Raw genomic sequence first — 17,443 nt, forward strand, 5'->3', positions numbered from 1 at the left:
GGCGTTGCACGTCCAGGAGTGGCTCGAAACGGTACCCGCGGTCGCCGTCTACGCACTGGTGGGACTGGTCATCGGCCTGGAAAGCCTGGGCATCCCGCTGCCGGGCGAGATCATCCTGGTCTCCTCCGCCCTGCTGGCCTCCCAGCACGGCCACATCGACCCCGTCGTCCTCGGCGCCAGCGCCACGGCCGGCGCGATCATCGGCGACTCGATCGGCTACGCCATCGGCCGCAAGGGCGGCCGCCCCCTGCTGGCCTGGCTGGGCAAGAAGTTCCCCAAGCACTTCAGCGAGGGCCACATCGCCACGGCCGAGCGGTCCTTCGAGAAGTGGGGCATGTGGGCCGTCTTCTTCGGCCGCTTCGTCGCCCTCCTCCGCATCTTCGCGGGCCCACTCGCCGGTGTGCTCCGCATGCCGTACTGGAAGTTCCTCATCGCCAACGTCCTCGGCGGCATCGTCTGGGCAGGCGGCACGACGGCGGTCATCTACTACGTGGGCATCGTCGCCGAGTCCTGGCTGAAGCGCTTCTCGTGGCTGGGCCTGGTGGCAGCGGTCCTCGTCGGCCTCACGTCGATGCTGATCCTCAAGCGCAGGGCGAAGAAGGCGGGCCAGAACCTGGAAGTGACGGAGGCGCAGGCCTCCTAGGGGCGCGTGCCTACGCATGCACCTCGCGATGCGCCTTCGCCAGCTCGGCGTACATCGTGCCGTTGAGGGTGATCCCCTGGCGCTCCTCCTCCGACAGCTCGCGCCGGACCTTCGCCGGCACCCCCGCCACCAGCGACCCGGGCGGCACCACCATGCCCTGCGGCACCAGCGCCTGCGCGGCGACGAGCGACCCGGCCCCGATCACCGCCCCGTTCAGGACCGTCGCCCCCATCCCGACCAGACAGTCGTCCTCGACGGTCGCGCCGTGCACCACCGCGTTGTGACCGATGCTGACCCGCTCACCCACCGTCACCGGGAACCCGGGGTCCGCATGCAGCGTGCAGTTGTCCTGGACGTTGCTGCTCGCCCCGACGGAGATCGCCTCGACGTCGCCCCGCAGCACCGCCCCGTACCAGACACTCGCCCCCGCACCCAGCGTCACGCCCCCGATCACCGACGCCGTCGGCGCCACGAACGCCGTCTCGTCGATCTCCGGCTCCCTGCCGCCGATGCCCGTGATCATCGCCCGCTGTCCCATGTCGGCCTCCAGAAACGTCGTAGACAACGCGCAAACCGTACGACACCCGGTAGGGCGAAGATCACAGGCCTCCAACACCACGGGGTGAGCTACCGCTGAGTACCGTGACCTCGTGCCGAAGCGCAAGAACACGTTCTCATCCTGGCGGCGCGGCCTCGCGCAGCGCGCCGTCCACGCGGGCTGGGCCTGGGTGCAGCGCACGGGCTCCGTGACCGCCGAACACCCCGGGCGCTACCGATTCGGCGCGATGGGAACAGGTACCAGACTCGCCTTTCCGCTCGGCACGGTCTTCGGCGAACCCTGGATCCACGTGGGCGCCCACTGCATCGTCGGCGAGCAGGTCACCCTCACCGCGGGCCTGATGCCCGACCTCGACCTCGGTCCGGACCCGATCCTGCGCATCGGCGACGGTGTCGTCCTGGGCCGGGGCAGTCACGTCATCGCGGACACGACGGTCACCATCGGCAGCGACTGCTACTTCGGCCCGTACGTCTACGTCACGTCCACGAACCACTCCTACGACGACCCGCACGAGCCGATCGGCAAGCAGTGGCCGCGGATGGAGCCGGTGGAGATCGGGCCCGGCTGCTGGATCGGCACGGGCGCGGTGATCCTGCCCGGTGCCCGGATCGGGCGGAACGTGGTGGTGGCCGCGGGCGCGGTGGTCCGGGGGGCGGTGCCCGACCACGCCGTGGTGGCGGGCGCGCCGGCGCGCGTCGTACGGCGCTGGACACCGGCCGACGGCTGGCAGCCGCCGCTGCGCACCCCGCCGCCGGTGCCGATACCGGAGGGTGTCACGCCCGAGCAGCTGCGCGCCCTGTCGGGCCTGGACGAGGAGACGGCGGCCCGGCTCGCCGAGCTGGACGAGGAGGCCGCGGCCGGACTGGCCGAGCTGAAGCCGGAATCCTGAACCGCCCCGACAGCCCGGTCGGCGTGGCCGCCGTCGCCGTCCGCCGGACGGGTGCCTCGCAGTACAGTTCGGTGAACGCTCAGGTCAACCACACCGTAGTGCAGCCGGATGCACTATGCCTTACGGAATATTGGACGGAATGTGTCGGACCTCGACCTGCTGACCCAGTCCCTGGCGCGCAGCGTCAAGCACTGGCGCGCGGTGCGCGGCTTCACCCTGGACGTGCTCGCCGCCCGGGCGGGCGTCAGCCGCGGCATGCTCATCCAGATCGAGCAGGCCCGCACCAACCCCAGCCTCGGCACCGTCGTCAAGATCGGCGACGCGCTCGGCGTCAGCATCACCACCCTCCTCGACTACGAGCAGGGCCCGAGGGTCCGCATCGTCCCCCCGGAGCAGGCCGTACGGCTGTGGCACACCGAGGCCGGCAGCTACAACCGGCTGCTCGCCGGGACCGAGGCGCCCGGCCCGCTGGAGATGTGGGACTGGCGGCTCATGCCCGGCGAGAGCAGCGCGTCCGACCCGCACCCCGCCGGCACCATCGAGCTGCTCCACGTCACGGCCGGGGAGCTGACGCTCACTGTCGACGGTGTCGACCACCGCGTGCCCGCGGGCGCGAGCGTGTCCTTCGAGGCCAACCTCCCGCACACGTACGGCAACACCGGCGAGGTGCCGATGGAGATGATGATGGCCGTCTCGGTGCCGCCCGTGACCTGAGGTGCCCGGTCCGAGGGCGGTCCCGTGTTGTTAGCGTGCGGTCATGCGCGCACCCATCGGACACTTCGACGACGCCCGTCCGGCCCCAGCCTGCCTCGACGAGCTCACCGACCCGGTCGCCGACGCCGTACGCCACTGGAACGGCAGCGTCCCGGCCGAGCAGATCCTCTACGTCGACACCGACCCGCAGTGGGCCGACACCGACACCTTCGTGGAGCACTACGGCCGTGACCTGCTGCAGTGGTCCGCCAACTGCGTGGTGGTCGCCGGCAAGCGCGGTGGTGAGACCACGCTCGCCGCGAGCGTCGTGCCGTCCACCGGCCGCGTCGACGTCAACGGCGTCGTACGCCGCCAACTCGGCGCGCGCAAGGCCTCGTTCGCCGCGATGGACACGGCGACCGGGGAGACCGGCATGGAGTACGGCGGCATCACCCCGCTCGGACTGCCGGGCGGCTGGCCCGTGCTGGTGGACGCGGCCGTCGTCGAGCTGCCGTACGCGCTGGTCGGCAGTGGCCGGCGGCGCGGCAAGCTGCTGGTGCCGGGCAAGGCGTTCGCGGAACTGCCGGGCGCGGTGGTGCTGGAGGGGCTCGGGGTCGCCTGAGGACGGGTCCTACGCCACCGCGTGGTGGGCCAGCGGCAGATGCGGGTCGGTCTCCCCCGGGGCCGGTTCCGGGTCGGCGTGGACCAGGGCCGCGGTGAGGCGGGGCACGGCGTGCAGCAGGGCGTGCTCGGCGTCGACCGCGATGCGGTGGGCCTGACGTACGGTCACGTCACCGTCCACCACGACCGCGACCTCGGCGCGCAGCCGGTGACCGATCCAGCGCAGCCGCAGCTCACCCACCCCGCGCACCCCGGCGACCTCGGTCAGTGCCCGCTCGGCCCGGTCCACCAGGGCCGGGTCGACCGCGTCCATCACCCGGCGGAACACCTCCCGCGCCGCGTCCCGCAGCACCAGCGCGATCGCCGCCGTGATCGCCAGCCCGACGATCGGGTCGGCCAGTTGCCAGCCCAGGGCCGACCCGCCGGCGCCCAGCAGCACGGCCAGTGAGGTGAAGCCGTCGGTGCGGGCGTGCAGTCCGTCGGCGACCAGCGCGGCGGAACCGATCGCACGGCCGACGCGGATGCGGTAGCGGGCCACCCACTCGTTGCCCGCGAACCCCACGAGGGCCGCCACGGCGACCGCCGGGACGTGCTGGACCGGGCGCGGGTCGAGGAGGCGGTCGATCGCCGTCCAGCCGGCGAAGGCCGCCGACGCGGCGATCGTCAGCACGATCACCAGGCCCGCCAGGTCCTCGGCCCGTCCATAGCCGTAGGTGAAGCGGCGCGTGGCCGCGCGCCGGCCGAGGACGAAGGCGATCCCGAGTGGTACGGCGGTCAGCGCGTCCGCCGCGTTGTGGACCGTGTCCCCGAGGAGCGCCACCGAGCCGGAGGCGGCCACCACCACCGCCTGCGCCAGGGCCGTCACGCCGAGCACCGCGAGCGAGACCCAGAGGGCCCGCATCCCGCGGGCCGACGACTCCAGGGCGGAGTCGACCTTGTCGGCCGTCTCGTGGGAGTGCGGGGTGAGGAGGTGGGCCATCCGGTGGAGCAGGCCGTGCCGGTGTCCGTGGCCGTGCGGGTGGGAGTGCTCGTGCCGGTCGCTCACGTGGGTCTCCTTCCGGTGCGCGCGAGTGGACGTCCACACGCCCGAGGAGCCATTATGTGCGTATGAGCGCACGCATGCACCTGTCAGCTGCGCACGATGCGCATCCGCGCAGCCCCGGCGAGGAACAGTTCGCGCTCGCCGCCGAACTCCTGGGCCTGCTCGGCGACCGCACCCGCCTCGCCCTGCTGCACGCATTGGCCGGGGGAGAGGCCGACGTCACGACCCTCACGGAGACGTGCGGGGCGGCCCGGCCCGCCGTCAGCCAGCACCTGGCGCGACTGCGTCTCGCGGGCCTGGTGAACACGCGCAAGCAAGGCCGCCGGGTGATCTACTCGCTCCGCGACGGCCATCTGCGCCGGCTCGTCGACGAGGCGCTGAACGTGGCCGACCACCGGCTCACCGACCGGCCCGTCCACGACTGAATCAGTACTGCGCTGCCGTCCCCAGGTACTGCTCGGCGAACGCGGCGGCGGCCGCCCGCGAGGTGAAAAGGCGGCGCAGCCGGGCGAGCGTGGTGCCCGCGCGGAACGCGTCGCCGGCCGCCGAGCCGTGGAACACCTCGGACAGCCACTGCGAGAACTCCTGGTAGTCCCACACCCGCCGCAGGCACGCCTCCGCATAGCCGCCGAGGCCGCTGTCGTCGCCGCCGGTCAGGTGGGCCACCAGGGCGTCGCCGAGCAGGAAGGCGTCGTGCAGCGCGAGGTTCATGCCCTTGGCGGCGATCGGCGCGACCAGATGGGCCGCGTCACCGGCGAGGAAGAGCCGGCCGGACACCATCGGCTCGGCCACGTAGTCGTGCATGTCCAGCACGCGCTTCTCGATCAGCCGCCCCTCGGTCAGCGGCGGCACACCGGACGCCCCGAGCCGCTCCTGGAGCTCCGCCCAGACGCGCTCGTGCGGCCAGTTCTCCGGGTCGTCGCCCGGCGGGCACTGGAGGTAGTAGCGGGTCACCTCCGGGCTGCGGGGCATCTGCCCGGCGAACCCGTTGGCGTGGCAGCCGAACAGCACGCAGTCGGCGGACGGCGGGGCCTCGGCGAGCAGGGCCAGCCAGCCGATGCCGTAGTCGTGCCGCGCGACCCGGACCCGCTCCGGCGGCAGAGCGGCCCGCGTCACTCCGCGCGCCCCGTCGCAGCCGGCCACGAAGTCGCAGTGCACGACGCGGTGTTCACCCGTCTCCGGGCACGTGTACGACACGGACGGCTGGTCGGTGTCGATGTCGTGCACCCGCACGTCCCGGACCCCGAAGCGGATCTGTCCGCCGCGTACGTCGGCGTACTCGCGCACCAGGTCCGTCACGAGCAACGGCTGTGGATAGACGAAGTGGTGACTGCCCGTCAGCTCACCGTAGGGGAACCGGTACCGCTCGCCGTCGAAGCGGAACTCGCACGCGGTGTGCAGTTCCGCGCGGTCCAGCAGGTTCCGGGCGAGGCCGCGCTTCTCCAGGCCCCGCACGGCCCATTCCTCCATGACTCCGGCCCGGGGCCGCTGTTCGATGAACTCCCGGCTCTCGGCCTCCAGCACCAGGCAGTCCACGGACGCGGCCCGCAGGATGTTGCCGACGGTCAGCCCAGCGGGACCGGCGCCCACGACAACGACTGGGAAGCGTTGCGGGGCGCCGGAGTCCGGAGGAGGAAAGGCGTGGGTCATGCGCTCATTATGGAGGCGCCGGCCGCGCGGGGGCGGTGTCAGTGGGCGGGCGCCTCGGTGACGGCCACCTCCCCGATGCTCCGCTCGATCTCCGCCGGCCGGGACGCCGACGCCCGGGCCCAGTAGTAGATCGCCAGGGAGAACACCGCGATGACCAGGATGTCCCACCACAGTCCGATGTGTCCCTGACCGCCGAAGCCGCCCTGCCAGGAGATGACGCCCATGCCCAGCAGGTAGACCGGCAGCCACTGGGCGGCCCTCCAGTCGAGCCGGGGTGCGTCGGGCAGGCCCTTGCGGGTGGCGTACCAGGCGTATCCGCCCAGCAGGACGTAGCCGAGGACGATGGCCACGCCGAGCCGCCACAGGGTGTCCCAGGTCGACCAGTAGATGATGAGGTTGGCCACGACGAACGACAGCGGGGAGATGACGTTCCCGCCGGGCAGGCGGTAGGGCCGTTCGCGGTGCGGCAGCCGGTCCGCGAAGACGCCGTACGCCAGCGGGGCGCCCGCGTACATCAGCACGCTCGCCGAGGTGATGAAGCCGACGAGCTGCTGCCAGCTCGGGAACGGCAGGAAGCAGACCACGCCGGTCACGAAGGAGACGATGAGCCCGAACCACGGCACGCCGCGCGCGTCGGTGCGCGTGAAGATCTTCGGCGCGTAGCCGTTGCGGGCCAGGCCGTAGGAGACGCGGGAGGTGGCGGTGGTGTAGATCAGGCCGGTGCCGCCCGGAGAGACGACCGCGTCCAGATACAGCACCACGCTCAGCCAGCCGAGCCCCAGCAGCGTGGCCAGTCCCGCCCAAGGGCCGCTGATGCCGGGGTAGTCGAGCTTGGTCCAGCCGTGCGCGAAGGAGGCCAGCGGCAGGGCGGCGATGAAGACGACCTGGAGCAGGACGTAGATCGCGGCTCCGATGGCGACCGAGCCGAGCGTCGCACGGGGCAGGTCACGCGCCGGGTCGCGGCTCTCGCCCGCAAGCTGGATCGCCTGCTCGAAGCCCAGCAGGGCGAAGATGATGCCGCTGGAACTGACGGCGCTCAGCACGCCGTGGGCGCCGAACGGGGCGAAGCCGTGCTCGGTGAAGTTGCCCGGGTGGAAGTTGCCGGCCGCGATGATGAAGATCGCGGCGAGCGGCACGGCCACCTTCCACCAGGTGGCGGCGCTGTTGGTGTGCGCCAGGAGCCGCACGCCGAGGAAGTTGATGACGACGAACACGGCCATGAGGACCACGGCGACGACGAACCCGCCGGCCGTCAGCGTCCCGTCCTTCGGGTGCTGGAAGCCCTGCGCCCAGTGCCAGTGCCCGGCGTAGCCGATCATGGCCTCGACCTCGATCGGTGCCACGGTCGCCGCCTGGAGCCAGGAGAACCAGCCGAAGGACATGCCGGCCAGTCCGCCGAAGGCGTAGTGCGGATACCGTGCCGTGCCGCCCGCGACCGGGAACATGCCGCCCAGTTCCGCGTGCACCAGGGCGAGCAGCACGATCGCGACCGCGCCGATCAGCCACGAAAGGATCGCCGCGGGGCCGGCCGCCACGACCGCCTTCTCGGCGCCGTACAACCAGCCGGAGCCGATGATGGAACCGACCGACGCCCACATGAGCCCGATCAGTCCGACGTCCCGGCGCAGTCCGCCCGGACCCCCCTTTACCCCCGCTGCTGCCTGGTCGACGCTCACCATGAATCAAGGGGCCTCTCATGAAGAACTCGGTGAGTTCTGCGAGCAAGAGGCCTCAGGCTAGGAATCGGTCAGCCGACGGCAGAAGGCGAGTTGTACAGCCTTGACCCGGCGCGGGCATTTCCTGGAAAGCGCTTCAGGGATTCTGTACGCGGTGATGAGGGAGTCGTGGGATCTCGATCGCCGGGCAGCGGTCCATCACCATCTCCACGCCCGCGGCGCGGGTCCGGTCGTACGCCGCCTCGTCGATGACGCCGAGCTGGAACCACACGGCCTTCGCGCCCTTTGCGACCGCCTCGTCGGCGACCGCTCCGGCGAGATCGCTGTTCACGAACACGTCCACGACGTCCACGTCGAAGGGGATGTCCGCGAGGCAGGCGTACCCCTTCTCGCCGTGTACCGTCTCCGCCTTGGGATGCACCGGCACGACGCGCTTGCCGTAGCGCTGCAGCACCTCGGCGACGCCGTACGCCGCGCGCCGCCGGTTCGACGACAGGCCGACCACGGCCCAGGTGTCGCCGAGTTCGGTGAGGATCTTGCGGACCGTTGCCTCGTCGCCGTACACCGTCGGCCTCCTCCCGTGGGTGAGCTCTCGTCCGGACAACGACGCAAGGCGGGCGGTGATTCCCCCGCGCCCTCCGTGATAGCTTGCCGAGGCCAGTCGAACCCATGTACGTGGGTCAGGGAATCCGGTGCGAATCCGGAACTGACGCGCAGCGGTGAGGGGGACGGGCGGGGCCTCGGCCACTGGACGGCGTGTGTGACGTCCGGGAAGGCGCCCCGCACCGGACGAACCCGAGTCCGAAGACCTGCTGGCGGCCCCCGCGGCCGTTCGCGGCGGGGGAGCACCGTACGACCGGGCTCCGCGATCGAGCCCTCGACGCCTGAGGACTGGTTTCCGTGCCCCTCGCCCGACCTGCCCGTGCCGCCGTCCTGCTCGCGGCCGGCTCCCTGCTCCTGACCGGCTGCGGCGACTCGCGGGCCACCACGGCGAAAGCCGCAGTCACGCTCGACAACTGCGGCCGCGAGGTGCGCGTGGAGGCCCCGCCGAAGCACGCCGTCTCCCTCAACCAGGGCACCACCGAGATCCTGCTCTCCCTCGGCCTCGCCGACCGTCTCGCGGGCACCGCCACCTGGACCGACCCCGTGATGAAGGGGCTGGAGAAGGCCAATGCGAAGGTGCCGCGCATCGCCGACGACAACCCGTCCTTCGAACGGGTCCTGGCCGCCGACCCCGACTTCGTCGCGGCCTCCTTCGTCTCCACCCTCGGCGAGGGCGGGGTCGCCACCCGCGAGCAGTTCGAGAAGCTCGGCGTCCCCACGTACGTCTCCCCGTCCGACTGCGCCGGCAAGGACAACTCCGGTGACGGTGACGGTGCGCGCGACAAGGCGCTGGGCATCGACACCATCTACGGCGAAGTACGCGACCTGGCGACCGTGTTCGGGGTGCCGGAACGGGGCGACAAGCTCGTGGCCTCCCTGCAGCGGCGCATGGCGAAGGCCACGCGGGGCATCCACGCCTCCGACGTCACCCTCCTGTACTGGTTCGCCAACTCCGAGTCCCCCTACATGGCGGGCTGTTGCGGCGCGCCCGGCATCATCACCCGGGCCCTCGGCGCGAAGAACGTCTTCGACGACACGCACGAGGAGTGGCCGCAGATCAACTGGGAGACGGTCGCCGACCGCGACCCCGACGTCCTCGTCATCGGCGACCTCACCCGCAGGTCGCAGACCGCCGAGTCGGCCGCGAAGAAGATCGCCTTCCTGGAGTCCAACCCGGTGACCAGGAACATGGACGCGGTCAGGCACAAGCGGTACGTGCTGCTCAGCGGGCAGGCCATGAACCCCACCATCCGCACGGTCGAGGGCGTGGAACAGGTCGCCGCCGGACTGCGCGAGTTCGGGCTCGTGAAGTGACCGTCCGCGGGCTCGCGCTCGGCACCGGAGGGGCCCTCCTGCTGGCCGCCTCCCTGGCCCTGGCGATCACCGTCGGCCCCGCCGACATCAGGATCGCGGACGTCTGGTCCGTCGTCGCCGCCCACCTCGGCCTCGGCAGTTCGGACCTGACGCCGATCCGCGACGGTATCGTCTGGCAGCTGCGGCTGCCGCGCACGCTGCTCGCGGCCGTGTGCGGGGCCGGACTCGCCGTGTGCGGGGCGGTGATGCAGTCGCTGCTGCGCAACCCGCTCGCCGACCCGTTCGTGCTCGGGGTGTCCTCCGGCGCCTCCACCGGCGCGGTCGTGGTCGTCGTCCTGGGTGTCGGCGGCGGTACGGTCTCGGTCTCCGCGGGCGCGTTCCTCGGCGCCCTGGTGTCCTTCGCGCTGGTGCTGCTGCTCAGCCACACCCTCGGCGGCACCACCGACCGGGTCGTCCTCGCGGGCGTCGCCGCCATGCAGCTCTTCTCCGCGCTCACCTCCTTCGTCGTGATGACCGCCGCGGACGCCGAGACGACCCGGGGCGTGCTGTTCTGGCTCCTCGGCTCGCTCGGGGGTGCGGGCTGGACCGACGTGTGGCTGTGCCTGGCCGTCCTGGCCGTGACGCTGGTGGTGTGCCTGTCGTACGCCCGTACTCTCGACGCCTTCGCCTTCGGGCAGGACGCGGCGGCCGCGCTCGGGGTGTCCGTGGCCCGTACCCGACTGGTGCTGCTGTGCGTCACGGCCCTGCTCACGGCCGCGCTGGTCAGTTCGGCCGGGGCGATCGGCTTCGTCGGGCTGGTCCTGCCGCACGCCGCGCGGGCCCTGGCCGGTCCCGGGCACGCCCGGCTGCTGCCGGTCACCGCGCTCGCCGGAGCGGTGTTCCTGGTATGGGTGGACACCCTCGCCCGTACGGTGCTGGATCCCCAGGAGGTGCCGGTGGGAGTCGTGACGTCGCTGATCGGGGTGCCGGCGTTCGTGGTGGTGCTGTACCGGACGCGGAGTGTGCGGTGAGCGGGACAGCGGGAGCAGCGGTGTCCGGTGCCGGGCTGCGGGCCGACCGGGTCGGTCGCCGTGCCGACGGGCGCCTCATCCTCGACGGTGTCGTCCTCGCGCCGGAGACCGGTTCCACCGTCGGCGTGCTCGGCCCCAACGGCTCCGGCAAGTCCACGCTGCTGCGGCTGCTGGCCGGGTTGCTCACCCCGACCGCCGGAGTCGTCACCCTCGACGGAACGCCGCTGGGCGACCTGCCCCGCCGTACCGTCGCCCGCCGCCTCGCCGTGGTCGAGCAGCAGGCCGACACGCAGGTCGAGTTGACGGTCGCGGACGTCGTACGGCTGGGCCGCGTGCCGCACCGCCGGGCCTGGACTGCCGGCTCGGCGGACGACGAACGGGCCGTGCGCGAGGCCCTGGGGCGCACCGGCCTCGCCGACCGGGCCGAGCAGCCCTGGCACACCCTCTCGGGCGGGGAGCGCCAGCGGGTGCAGATCGCCCGCGCGCTCGCCCAGGAACCCCGCGAACTCCTCCTGGACGAGCCCACCAACCACCTCGACATCCACCACCAGCTCGATCTGCTCGCCCTGGTCACCGGACTGCCGGTCACCACCGTCGTCGCCCTGCACGACCTCAACCTCGCGGCGATGTACTGCGACGAGCTCGTCGTCCTGAGCGCGGGGCGGGTCGTGGCGGGCGGCGCTCCGGGCGATGTCCTGACGGAGGAACTCATCGCCGAGGTGTACGGGGTGCGGGCCGCCGTCAGCCGTGAAGGCCCTGAGCAGCGGCCACACGTGCGGTTCCTGGGGACGCTGGGCTGAGCGGCGGTGGGCGATTCCCGGCAGGGCGGTCTGACGGAGCGGCGCGTCAGCGGCTGGGCGGCCCCACCCCGGTGACCGGTCCGTCCGCCACGCCATTGGTGGGGTCTTCCCGCCACGGTGGCCGGAAAAAGCCGCACATGCCTGCGTGCGCCCGCCCACCCGGCCTACGCTCGCCTCGTGCTGCGCATCATCGACGCCCGTACCGGCGAGCCGGTCGACGCCGCTCCGGCCCGCCGGGGCCTGACCCGTGTGGAGGTGCACGCGCCCGGCTCCGACATGACGAACCTGCGGGTGCTGCTCGTGGCGGACCTGCTCGTGCGGGCGCTGGAGCTCGGCGGCACACCCGTGTGGGCCCTGCTGACCGGCGGGCACCGCCAGGCGGAGCTGCGAGCTGACGCCATGGCCCTCGGCATCCGCCCCTTCGAGGACAGCCCCGACCTCAGCGCCGGACTGGGCGAGGCCCAGGTCGTCCATGTCGCTGCCGAGGGCGGGGCAGCGCCTGACGGGGTGCGGATCGCTGTCGCCCCCGTGGAGACGACGGGAGCGGCCACGCCGGTCGGTGAGCCGGCGGCATCGGCCACGGAGGTCGGCGGATCGGCGGTGTCCGACGCGTCGAACGGTCGGTCGGCCGGGTCGGGGTCGCCGGGTGGTGAGTCGGCGAGGTCGGGCGCGTCGAGTGGCCGGTCGGCCGGGTCGGGTCTGCCGGGTGGTGAGGCGGCGGGTGGTGCGTCGAGCGGTCGGTCGGCCGGGTCGGGGTCGCCGGGTGGTGAGTCGGCGAGGTCGGGCGCGTCGAGTGGCCGGTCGGCCCTGTCGGGTCTGGCGGTCGGTGAATCGGCGGTGCCAGGTGCGTCGAGTGGCCGGTCGGTCGAGTCTGGCCCGCCGGGCGGGGAGTCGGCGGAGTCGAGCCCGTCGGGCGGGCAGTCGGTGGGATCCGAACCCCTGCGCGGGGTCGACCCCGCCGTCCTGCGCCTCGCCCTGTTCACCCGGCATCACAACGCCCCCGTGCGGCTGGAGGCGGACGTCCTCGGCGAGGCGCAGGCCACCCTCGTCCGGTGGCGGCGTGCGGTCGCCCGTTGGGCCCGGCGGCCCTCCCGGCCCGTGCCCGACGACGTGCGCGGGCGGTTGCGCGACGCCTGGGACGACGATCTGGACGTCCCGCGGGTCCTGGACGTGCTGCGGGGCGTGGAGAACGAGCCGGACCTGCCGGACGGCGCCCGTTTCGAGACGTACGCCTACGCCGACCGCCTCCTCGGCCTCGACCTCACCCGCGACCTGGGAGCCCCGTCATGATGGAACGCGCCGGAGGCGGCCCGCTGCGCCGCCTGGTCGTGCTGCGGCACGCCAAGTCCGCCTGGCCCCTGGACGTCGCCGACCACGAGCGCCCGCTCGCCCCGCGCGGCCGCCGCGACGCCCCCGCGGCCGGGCGGGCCCTGGCCGAGGCCGACAGCCTGCCCGACCTCGCGCTGTGCTCCACCGCCGTACGCGCCCGCCGGACCTGGGAACTGGCCGCCGCCGAGTGGGGCACGCCCCCGCCGGTCCGGTTCGACCGGCGCCTGTACGCCGCGAGCCCCGCCGGTCTGCTGGCCGTCGTGCACGAGGTGTCCGCCGAGGTGGAGACGCTGCTGCTGATCGGGCACAACCCGGGTCTGGAGGAACTCGTCCTGGCGCTCGCCGGTGACGGCCTCGACGACACCCTGGAGCGGGTCCGCACCAAGTTCCCGACCTCGGCCATCGCCGTACTGTCCTGGTACGGCACGACCTGGCGGGCCCTCACCCCCGGCTCGGCGCTGCTCACCTCCATGACCGTGCCCCGGGGCGCGAAGAGGTAGCGCCGGTCCGGTCCTCCCCAAGGGCCGCGCATAGGGTGGCCGGATGCAGGACGAATACCGCACGGTGGCCCGCGCCGGCGTGCACGAGACCGAGGTCAACCGCTCCCGCTTCCTGTGCGCCCTCGCCCCGGCGGCCACCGAGCAGGAGGCGCAGGACTTCATCGCCACGGTCCGCAAGGAGCACGCCGCCGCCACCCACAACTGCTGGGCCTACGTCATCGGCGCCGACGCCTTGGTCCAGAAGGCCTCCGACGACGGCGAACCCGGCGGCACCGCCGGCGTCCCCATGCTCCAGATGCTGCTCCGCCGGGACATGCGCTACGTCGTCGCCGTCGTCACCCGCTACTACGGCGGGGTCAAGCTCGGCGCGGGCGGGCTCATCCGGGCGTACGGCGGAGCGGTCGGCGAGGCACTGGACACCCTCGGCACCCGCACCCGCCGCCGGTTCCGGCTGGCCACGATCACCGTCGACCACCAGCGGGCCGGCAAGCTGGAGAACGACCTGCGGACCACCGGGCGCGAGGTGCGGGACGTGCGCTACGGGGAGGCGGTCACGATCGAGATCGCACTCCCTGACGCCGATCTGGAGGCCTTCCGGGCGTGGCTCGCCGACGCGACCGCCGGGACGGCCGTCTTCGAACCGGGCGGGGAGGCGTACGGCGACGCCTGACACGCGGTCAGCCCGGTGCGCGGCGCCCGGGAGCCGGGCCGGCGGGCGTCAGCGCCGGTGGAGCGGGACGGCGGACCGCAGCGCACCGCAGAGGCCGTTGCGCCCTCGTACGCGCTCCGCCCCTTCGGCCGGACCGGCGAAGGGGCGGAGCGGCGGACCCGGGACCGGGTGTCGCGGACGGTTGCTATCGGCCGGTGTCGGTGACGGCGGGCTCCTCCGCTTCGGCGGGGCCTCGGCCGCCCTCGGCACCCGCGCCCCCGGCGGCTTCCACGCTCGCGGGGACGCGGCCCAGCCGGATGGCGAGCAGTGCCGTGCCGACGGCGAGTGCCGCGAGGACGTAGGCGGTGAGGTCGAAGGCGTCCGCGAAGTCGGCCATGCCGGTGTCCGGGCCCGGCGCCTGGGGATTGGTGCCCAGGAAGCCGCGGTACAGGGCCCCGATGACGGCTACCCCGAAGGCCATGCCCGCCTGGGTGACGGTGTTGAGCACACCCGATCCGGCACCCGCGTCGTCCGGGTGGACCCGCGACAGGACGGTGTCCACCAGGGGCGCGACGACCAGGCCCTGCCCGAATCCGGAGACCCCCATCACCGCCGCGAGCCCGATCGCCTGGCTCGTGCTCTCCAGGCCGGTGACGGCGGGCACGGCGACGAGACCGGCCGCCATGACCAGGCCGCCCGCCACCGACACCCCGATGCCGAACCGGGCGGCGAGCCTGCGGCAGGCCGCGGAGGCGGCGATGAAGCCGAGGCCGAGCGGCACGAAGACCATGCTCGCGGCCAGCGGGGTCAGCCGGAGGCCCGACTGGAGGTGGTAGGTGAGGACCAGGAACAGCCCGGCGTTGCCGGAGAAGAACAGCAGCACGGTGCCCATGCTGAGCGGGAAGCCCCTGGCCCGCAGCAGCCGGCTCGGCAGCAGCGGGTCGTTGCCCTGGGACTCCGTCCGGCGCTCCCACCGCAGGAAGGCCACGGTGCCGGCCGCGCTGAGGGCGAAGCAGACGTACGTCCACCAGGGCCAGCCGTGCTCACCGCCGAGGATCAGCGGGATGAGCACGAGGGGCAGCAGCACGGCGGTGAAGACGGCGCCGGCGATGTCGAGTCGCGGCAGATCGGCGCTGCGGCTCTCGGTGACGGCGGGCACGGCCGCGCACAGGATCGCCGCGCCGATCGGCACGTTGATCAGGAAGATCATGCGCCAGCCCAGGCCGGCCACGTCGAGGTCGAGCAGCAGTCCGCCGCCGACGAGGCCGGCGATGACCCCCGCCCCGATGGAGGCACCGTAGGCGCCGACGGCCCGGGCACGGTCGCGTTCGTGCACGAAGACGGCCCGGATGAGCGAGAGCACCTGCGGTGTCATGACCGCGGCCGACAGGCCCTGGAGCACCCGGGCCGCGATCAGGGTGGCCGGGCTGGGCGCGAGCGCGCACAGCAGGGACGTCAGGGTGAAGGTGGCCACGCCGTACTGGAAGGTGCGTTTGCGGCCGATCCGGTCGCCGAGCCGGCCGCCGGTTACCATGCCCGCTGCGTAGGCGATCACGTAACCGTCGATCACGAACTGGAGTTGGCCGAACCCGGCGTTCAGGTCCGCCTGGATACCCGGAGCCGCGACGTTCACGATGAACATGTCGATCTGGCTCATGAACATCGCGAGCAGGACCACGGTGAGTCCCGCCCAGTCCCGCCCGGAGGCCCGGGGAGGGCCGGTCGCGGTGGCGGCCCCGGCCTCGGCTGCTGCCTTCGGACTCGCTTTCCGTGTCTCTGTGCGCATATCACCACTCGGTTCCGAACGTGCGCTGAAGGGCGCTTGTTTAGTGCTAAATTCAGATCTAAATGTAGCAGGTCAGTGTGAAGGGTGAGCTCATGACGGCATCAGAGGAAAGCGATCGCCTCCCGGCGGGGGAGGACCCGGCGGACGCCATCGCGGCTGCCTGGAGCCGCGAGCGGCCCCAGACCCCGGTGGGCTCCATCGGCGTGGTCACGAGAATCTGGCAGCTCGCCAAGCACTTCGGCGACGACCGCCGGCGGGTCCTCGCCGAGGCGGGCGTCGACCCGGCCACCCTGGACCTGCTCAGCGTGCTGCGCCGCAGCGGGCCCCCCTACACCCTGAGCACCCGGGACCTCGCCGGGCACTCCCTGGTGACCGCGGGCGCCATTTCCCAGCGGGTCGCGCGCGCCGAACGCGACAACCTGGTCACGCGCCGCCCCGCCCCCGGCCGCAGCCGCGCGGTGCTGGTCGAACTGACCCCGGCCGGACACGAGCTGGTGGAGCGCACGGTCGACCGGGTGCTCGCCCGCGAGGCACAGCTGCTGGAACGCCTGGGCCCGGAGCGGCGCGAAGCACTGGCCGAGTTGCTGCGCGAGCTGCTCGACGACGTGCAGGACGAGCTGAACGTGCGGGGTGTTTCCCATGTGGGGCACGAGGGCCTCGACCACACGGGGCAGGTCTGAGCCGGGCGGTCGTGGGCACGGTCCCCCCGGGCCGTCCCCGGGGGGACCGTGCCGTGGCGGTCACCGGGTGGCCGGACCGGCTCCGCACCGGCTCCGTGCCGGCTCAGTATCCGTACGCGCTGGGCGCGTTCTGGCCGCCGTCCACCGGGATGTTCGCGCCGTTGACGGCCCGCGCACGGTCCGAGAGCAGGAAGGCGATCACCTCGGCGACGTCCCGCGGATCGACCAGGCGGCCGCCGGGGAACTCCTTCTCGAACTCGCGGTAGGCCCGGGGGTCCTCGTCCCGGAGCCTGGCCCAGCCCTTGCCCTCGATCAGCATGGAGCCGGGCGAGACACAGTTGACCCGGACACCTCGCGGCCCCAGCTCCCGGGCCAGGGACGCGGCCATGTGGATCTGCGCGGCCTTGGCCGCCGCGTACTGCGCGGGCGGGGCGGGCTTCCAGCCGGAGACGGAGGACACCAGCACGGCGCTGCCCCCCGTCCCGGCCAGGTGATCGGCGGCCTCGCGCAGCGCGATCGCCGGATGGGTGATGTTGAGCCGGCCCGTCAGGTCCCAGTCGGACGCCTCCGTGCCGCGCAGATCCGCGCCGCGCGCGCCGCCCGCGACGGTCACCAGGCCGTCCAACCGGCCGAACCGGGCGGCCGACTCCCGTACGAAAGCCGCGAGGGCGGACTCGTCGAGCACGTCCAGCCGCGCGGTGTGGAGGGCGCGCCCGTACCGGGCGCGCACCTCCTCGGCCACCGCGTCCAGCGAGGCGGCGTCACGGCCGCACACGGCGAGATCGCAGCCCTGCGCGGCGAGCCGGAGCGTGGTCTGCCGCCCCAGCCCGCGGCTGCCGCCGGTCACGATCACCGCCCGTCCGGCCGGGCCCGGCGTCCCGGACTCCCGTGCACCGCCCCTGTCGGCCGTGCCGTCTGTGTCGTTCAAGTCGTCCTGCTCCTCTCCTCCTGCTGCTTCGTTCTTCCTGCTCCCTTCTCGTTTCCCCGCCCCGGCCGCGG

General features: G+C 73.0%; 18 protein-coding genes, 1 pseudogene and 1 riboswitch. Of the genes and pseudogenes, 12 read left to right on the forward strand and 7 right to left on the reverse strand.

The window, feature by feature from the left end:
• Nucleotides 1-4: 4 nt before the first annotated feature.
• Complete coding sequence (locus tag SCNRRL3882_RS34515) at nt 5-643, forward strand: DedA family protein (RefSeq protein ID WP_010041248.1); 639 nt, start codon at nt 5-7, stop codon at nt 641-643.
• Nucleotides 644-653: 10 nt separating this feature from the next.
• On the opposite strand, the gene SCNRRL3882_RS34520 is transcribed toward SCNRRL3882_RS34515, so the two are convergent.
• The gene (locus SCNRRL3882_RS34520) at nt 654-1,181 is read right to left on the reverse strand and encodes a gamma carbonic anhydrase family protein (RefSeq protein ID WP_010041247.1); all 528 of its coding nucleotides are present in this window, start codon (nt 1,179-1,181) and stop codon (nt 654-656) included.
• Nucleotides 1,182-1,293: 112 nt separating this feature from the next.
• Here SCNRRL3882_RS34520 and SCNRRL3882_RS34525 point away from each other — a divergent pair, with 112 nt between their 5' ends.
• The 3 genes from SCNRRL3882_RS34525 to SCNRRL3882_RS34535 all read left to right on the forward strand — a co-directional run bounded on the left by SCNRRL3882_RS34525 (nt 1,294) and on the right by SCNRRL3882_RS34535 (nt 3,406).
• Nucleotides 1,294-2,091: an acyltransferase gene (locus tag SCNRRL3882_RS34525; RefSeq protein ID WP_010041246.1), complete on the forward strand. Its 798-nt coding sequence runs from the start codon at nt 1,294-1,296 to the stop codon at nt 2,089-2,091.
• A gap of 141 nt (nt 2,092-2,232) precedes the next feature.
• On the forward strand, nt 2,233-2,805 hold the full coding sequence (locus tag SCNRRL3882_RS34530) for an XRE family transcriptional regulator (protein WP_010041243.1): 573 nt from the start codon (nt 2,233-2,235) through the stop codon (nt 2,803-2,805).
• A 43-nt stretch (nt 2,806-2,848) separates the two neighbouring features.
• On the forward strand, nt 2,849-3,406 hold the full coding sequence (locus SCNRRL3882_RS34535; protein ID WP_010041242.1) for a YbaK/EbsC family protein: 558 nt from the start codon (nt 2,849-2,851) through the stop codon (nt 3,404-3,406).
• Nucleotides 3,407-3,415: 9 nt separating this feature from the next.
• Here SCNRRL3882_RS34535 and SCNRRL3882_RS34540 read toward each other — a convergent pair whose 3' ends face one another.
• On the reverse strand, nt 3,416-4,450 hold the full coding sequence (locus SCNRRL3882_RS34540) for a cation diffusion facilitator family transporter (RefSeq protein WP_010041240.1): 1,035 nt from the start codon (nt 4,448-4,450) through the stop codon (nt 3,416-3,418).
• Between the two features lie 62 nt (nt 4,451-4,512).
• Here SCNRRL3882_RS34540 and SCNRRL3882_RS34545 point away from each other — a divergent pair, with 62 nt between their 5' ends.
• Nucleotides 4,513-4,872 (forward strand): ArsR/SmtB family transcription factor, encoded by a 360-nt coding sequence (locus tag SCNRRL3882_RS34545; protein WP_010041238.1) that lies wholly within the window; start codon nt 4,513-4,515, stop codon nt 4,870-4,872.
• A 1-nt stretch (nt 4,873) separates the two neighbouring features.
• Here SCNRRL3882_RS34545 and SCNRRL3882_RS34550 read toward each other — a convergent pair whose 3' ends face one another.
• From SCNRRL3882_RS34550 to SCNRRL3882_RS34560, 3 genes are all read right to left on the reverse strand, one after another.
• Nucleotides 4,874-6,097: a 4-hydroxybenzoate 3-monooxygenase gene (locus SCNRRL3882_RS34550; protein WP_029181263.1), complete on the reverse strand. Its 1,224-nt coding sequence runs from the start codon at nt 6,095-6,097 to the stop codon at nt 4,874-4,876.
• A 38-nt stretch (nt 6,098-6,135) separates the two neighbouring features.
• Complete coding sequence (locus SCNRRL3882_RS34555; RefSeq protein WP_010041234.1) at nt 6,136-7,776, reverse strand: APC family permease; 1,641 nt, start codon at nt 7,774-7,776, stop codon at nt 6,136-6,138.
• Nucleotides 7,777-7,909: 133 nt separating this feature from the next.
• Nucleotides 7,910-8,338, reverse strand: a complete 429-nt coding sequence (locus SCNRRL3882_RS34560; protein ID WP_010041231.1) for a CoA-binding protein — start codon at nt 8,336-8,338, stop codon at nt 7,910-7,912.
• A 76-nt stretch (nt 8,339-8,414) separates the two neighbouring features.
• Nucleotides 8,415-8,605: riboswitch (cobalamin riboswitch) on the forward strand.
• Nucleotides 8,606-8,673: 68 nt separating this feature from the next.
• Here SCNRRL3882_RS34560 and SCNRRL3882_RS34565 point away from each other — a divergent pair.
• The 6 genes and pseudogenes from SCNRRL3882_RS34565 (at nt 8,674) to SCNRRL3882_RS34595 (ending at nt 13,999) form a co-directional block, all read left to right on the forward strand.
• Complete coding sequence (locus SCNRRL3882_RS34565) at nt 8,674-9,690, forward strand: ABC transporter substrate-binding protein (RefSeq protein ID WP_010041229.1); 1,017 nt, start codon at nt 8,674-8,676, stop codon at nt 9,688-9,690.
• Complete coding sequence (locus SCNRRL3882_RS34570; protein ID WP_010041227.1) at nt 9,687-10,700, forward strand: FecCD family ABC transporter permease; 1,014 nt, start codon at nt 9,687-9,689, stop codon at nt 10,698-10,700. Before SCNRRL3882_RS34565 ends, SCNRRL3882_RS34570 begins: the two co-directional genes overlap by 4 nt.
• A 20-nt stretch (nt 10,701-10,720) precedes the next feature.
• Entirely contained in the window at nt 10,721-11,500 is a 780-nt protein-coding gene (locus SCNRRL3882_RS34575) for an ABC transporter ATP-binding protein (RefSeq protein ID WP_010041225.1), read from the forward strand.
• A gap of 177 nt (nt 11,501-11,677) precedes the next feature.
• Nucleotides 11,678-12,073, forward strand: a pseudogene (locus tag SCNRRL3882_RS34580) (hypothetical protein); the annotation flags it as partial.
• Nucleotides 12,074-12,786: 713 nt separating this feature from the next.
• The gene (locus SCNRRL3882_RS34590) at nt 12,787-13,329 is read left to right on the forward strand and encodes a SixA phosphatase family protein (RefSeq protein WP_029181262.1); all 543 of its coding nucleotides are present in this window, start codon (nt 12,787-12,789) and stop codon (nt 13,327-13,329) included.
• A 43-nt stretch (nt 13,330-13,372) separates the two neighbouring features.
• Nucleotides 13,373-13,999: a YigZ family protein gene (locus tag SCNRRL3882_RS34595; RefSeq protein ID WP_010041216.1), complete on the forward strand. Its 627-nt coding sequence runs from the start codon at nt 13,373-13,375 to the stop codon at nt 13,997-13,999.
• Nucleotides 14,000-14,183: 184 nt separating this feature from the next.
• On the opposite strand, the gene SCNRRL3882_RS34600 is transcribed toward SCNRRL3882_RS34595, so the two are convergent.
• Nucleotides 14,184-15,764 carry an MFS transporter gene (locus tag SCNRRL3882_RS34600; RefSeq protein ID WP_231911189.1) on the reverse strand — a complete coding sequence of 527 codons (1,581 nt, stop codon included), beginning with the start codon at nt 15,762-15,764 and terminating at the stop codon, nt 14,184-14,186.
• Nucleotides 15,765-15,856: 92 nt separating this feature from the next.
• Here SCNRRL3882_RS34600 and SCNRRL3882_RS34605 point away from each other — a divergent pair, with 92 nt between their 5' ends.
• Nucleotides 15,857-16,444, forward strand: a complete 588-nt coding sequence (locus tag SCNRRL3882_RS34605; RefSeq protein ID WP_010041214.1) for a MarR family winged helix-turn-helix transcriptional regulator — start codon at nt 15,857-15,859, stop codon at nt 16,442-16,444.
• 103 nt (nt 16,445-16,547) lie between these two features.
• Here the strand turns inward: SCNRRL3882_RS34605 and SCNRRL3882_RS34610 are convergent, their stop codons facing one another.
• Nucleotides 16,548-17,372, reverse strand: coding sequence for an SDR family NAD(P)-dependent oxidoreductase (locus SCNRRL3882_RS34610; protein WP_010041213.1), 825 nt, complete (start codon nt 17,370-17,372; stop codon nt 16,548-16,550).
• Nucleotides 17,373-17,443 lie beyond the last annotated feature (71 nt).

The organism is Streptomyces chartreusis NRRL 3882, from assembly GCF_900236475.1.
In the GTDB taxonomy this organism is placed as follows: domain Bacteria; phylum Actinomycetota; class Actinomycetes; order Streptomycetales; family Streptomycetaceae; genus Streptomyces; species Streptomyces chartreusis_D.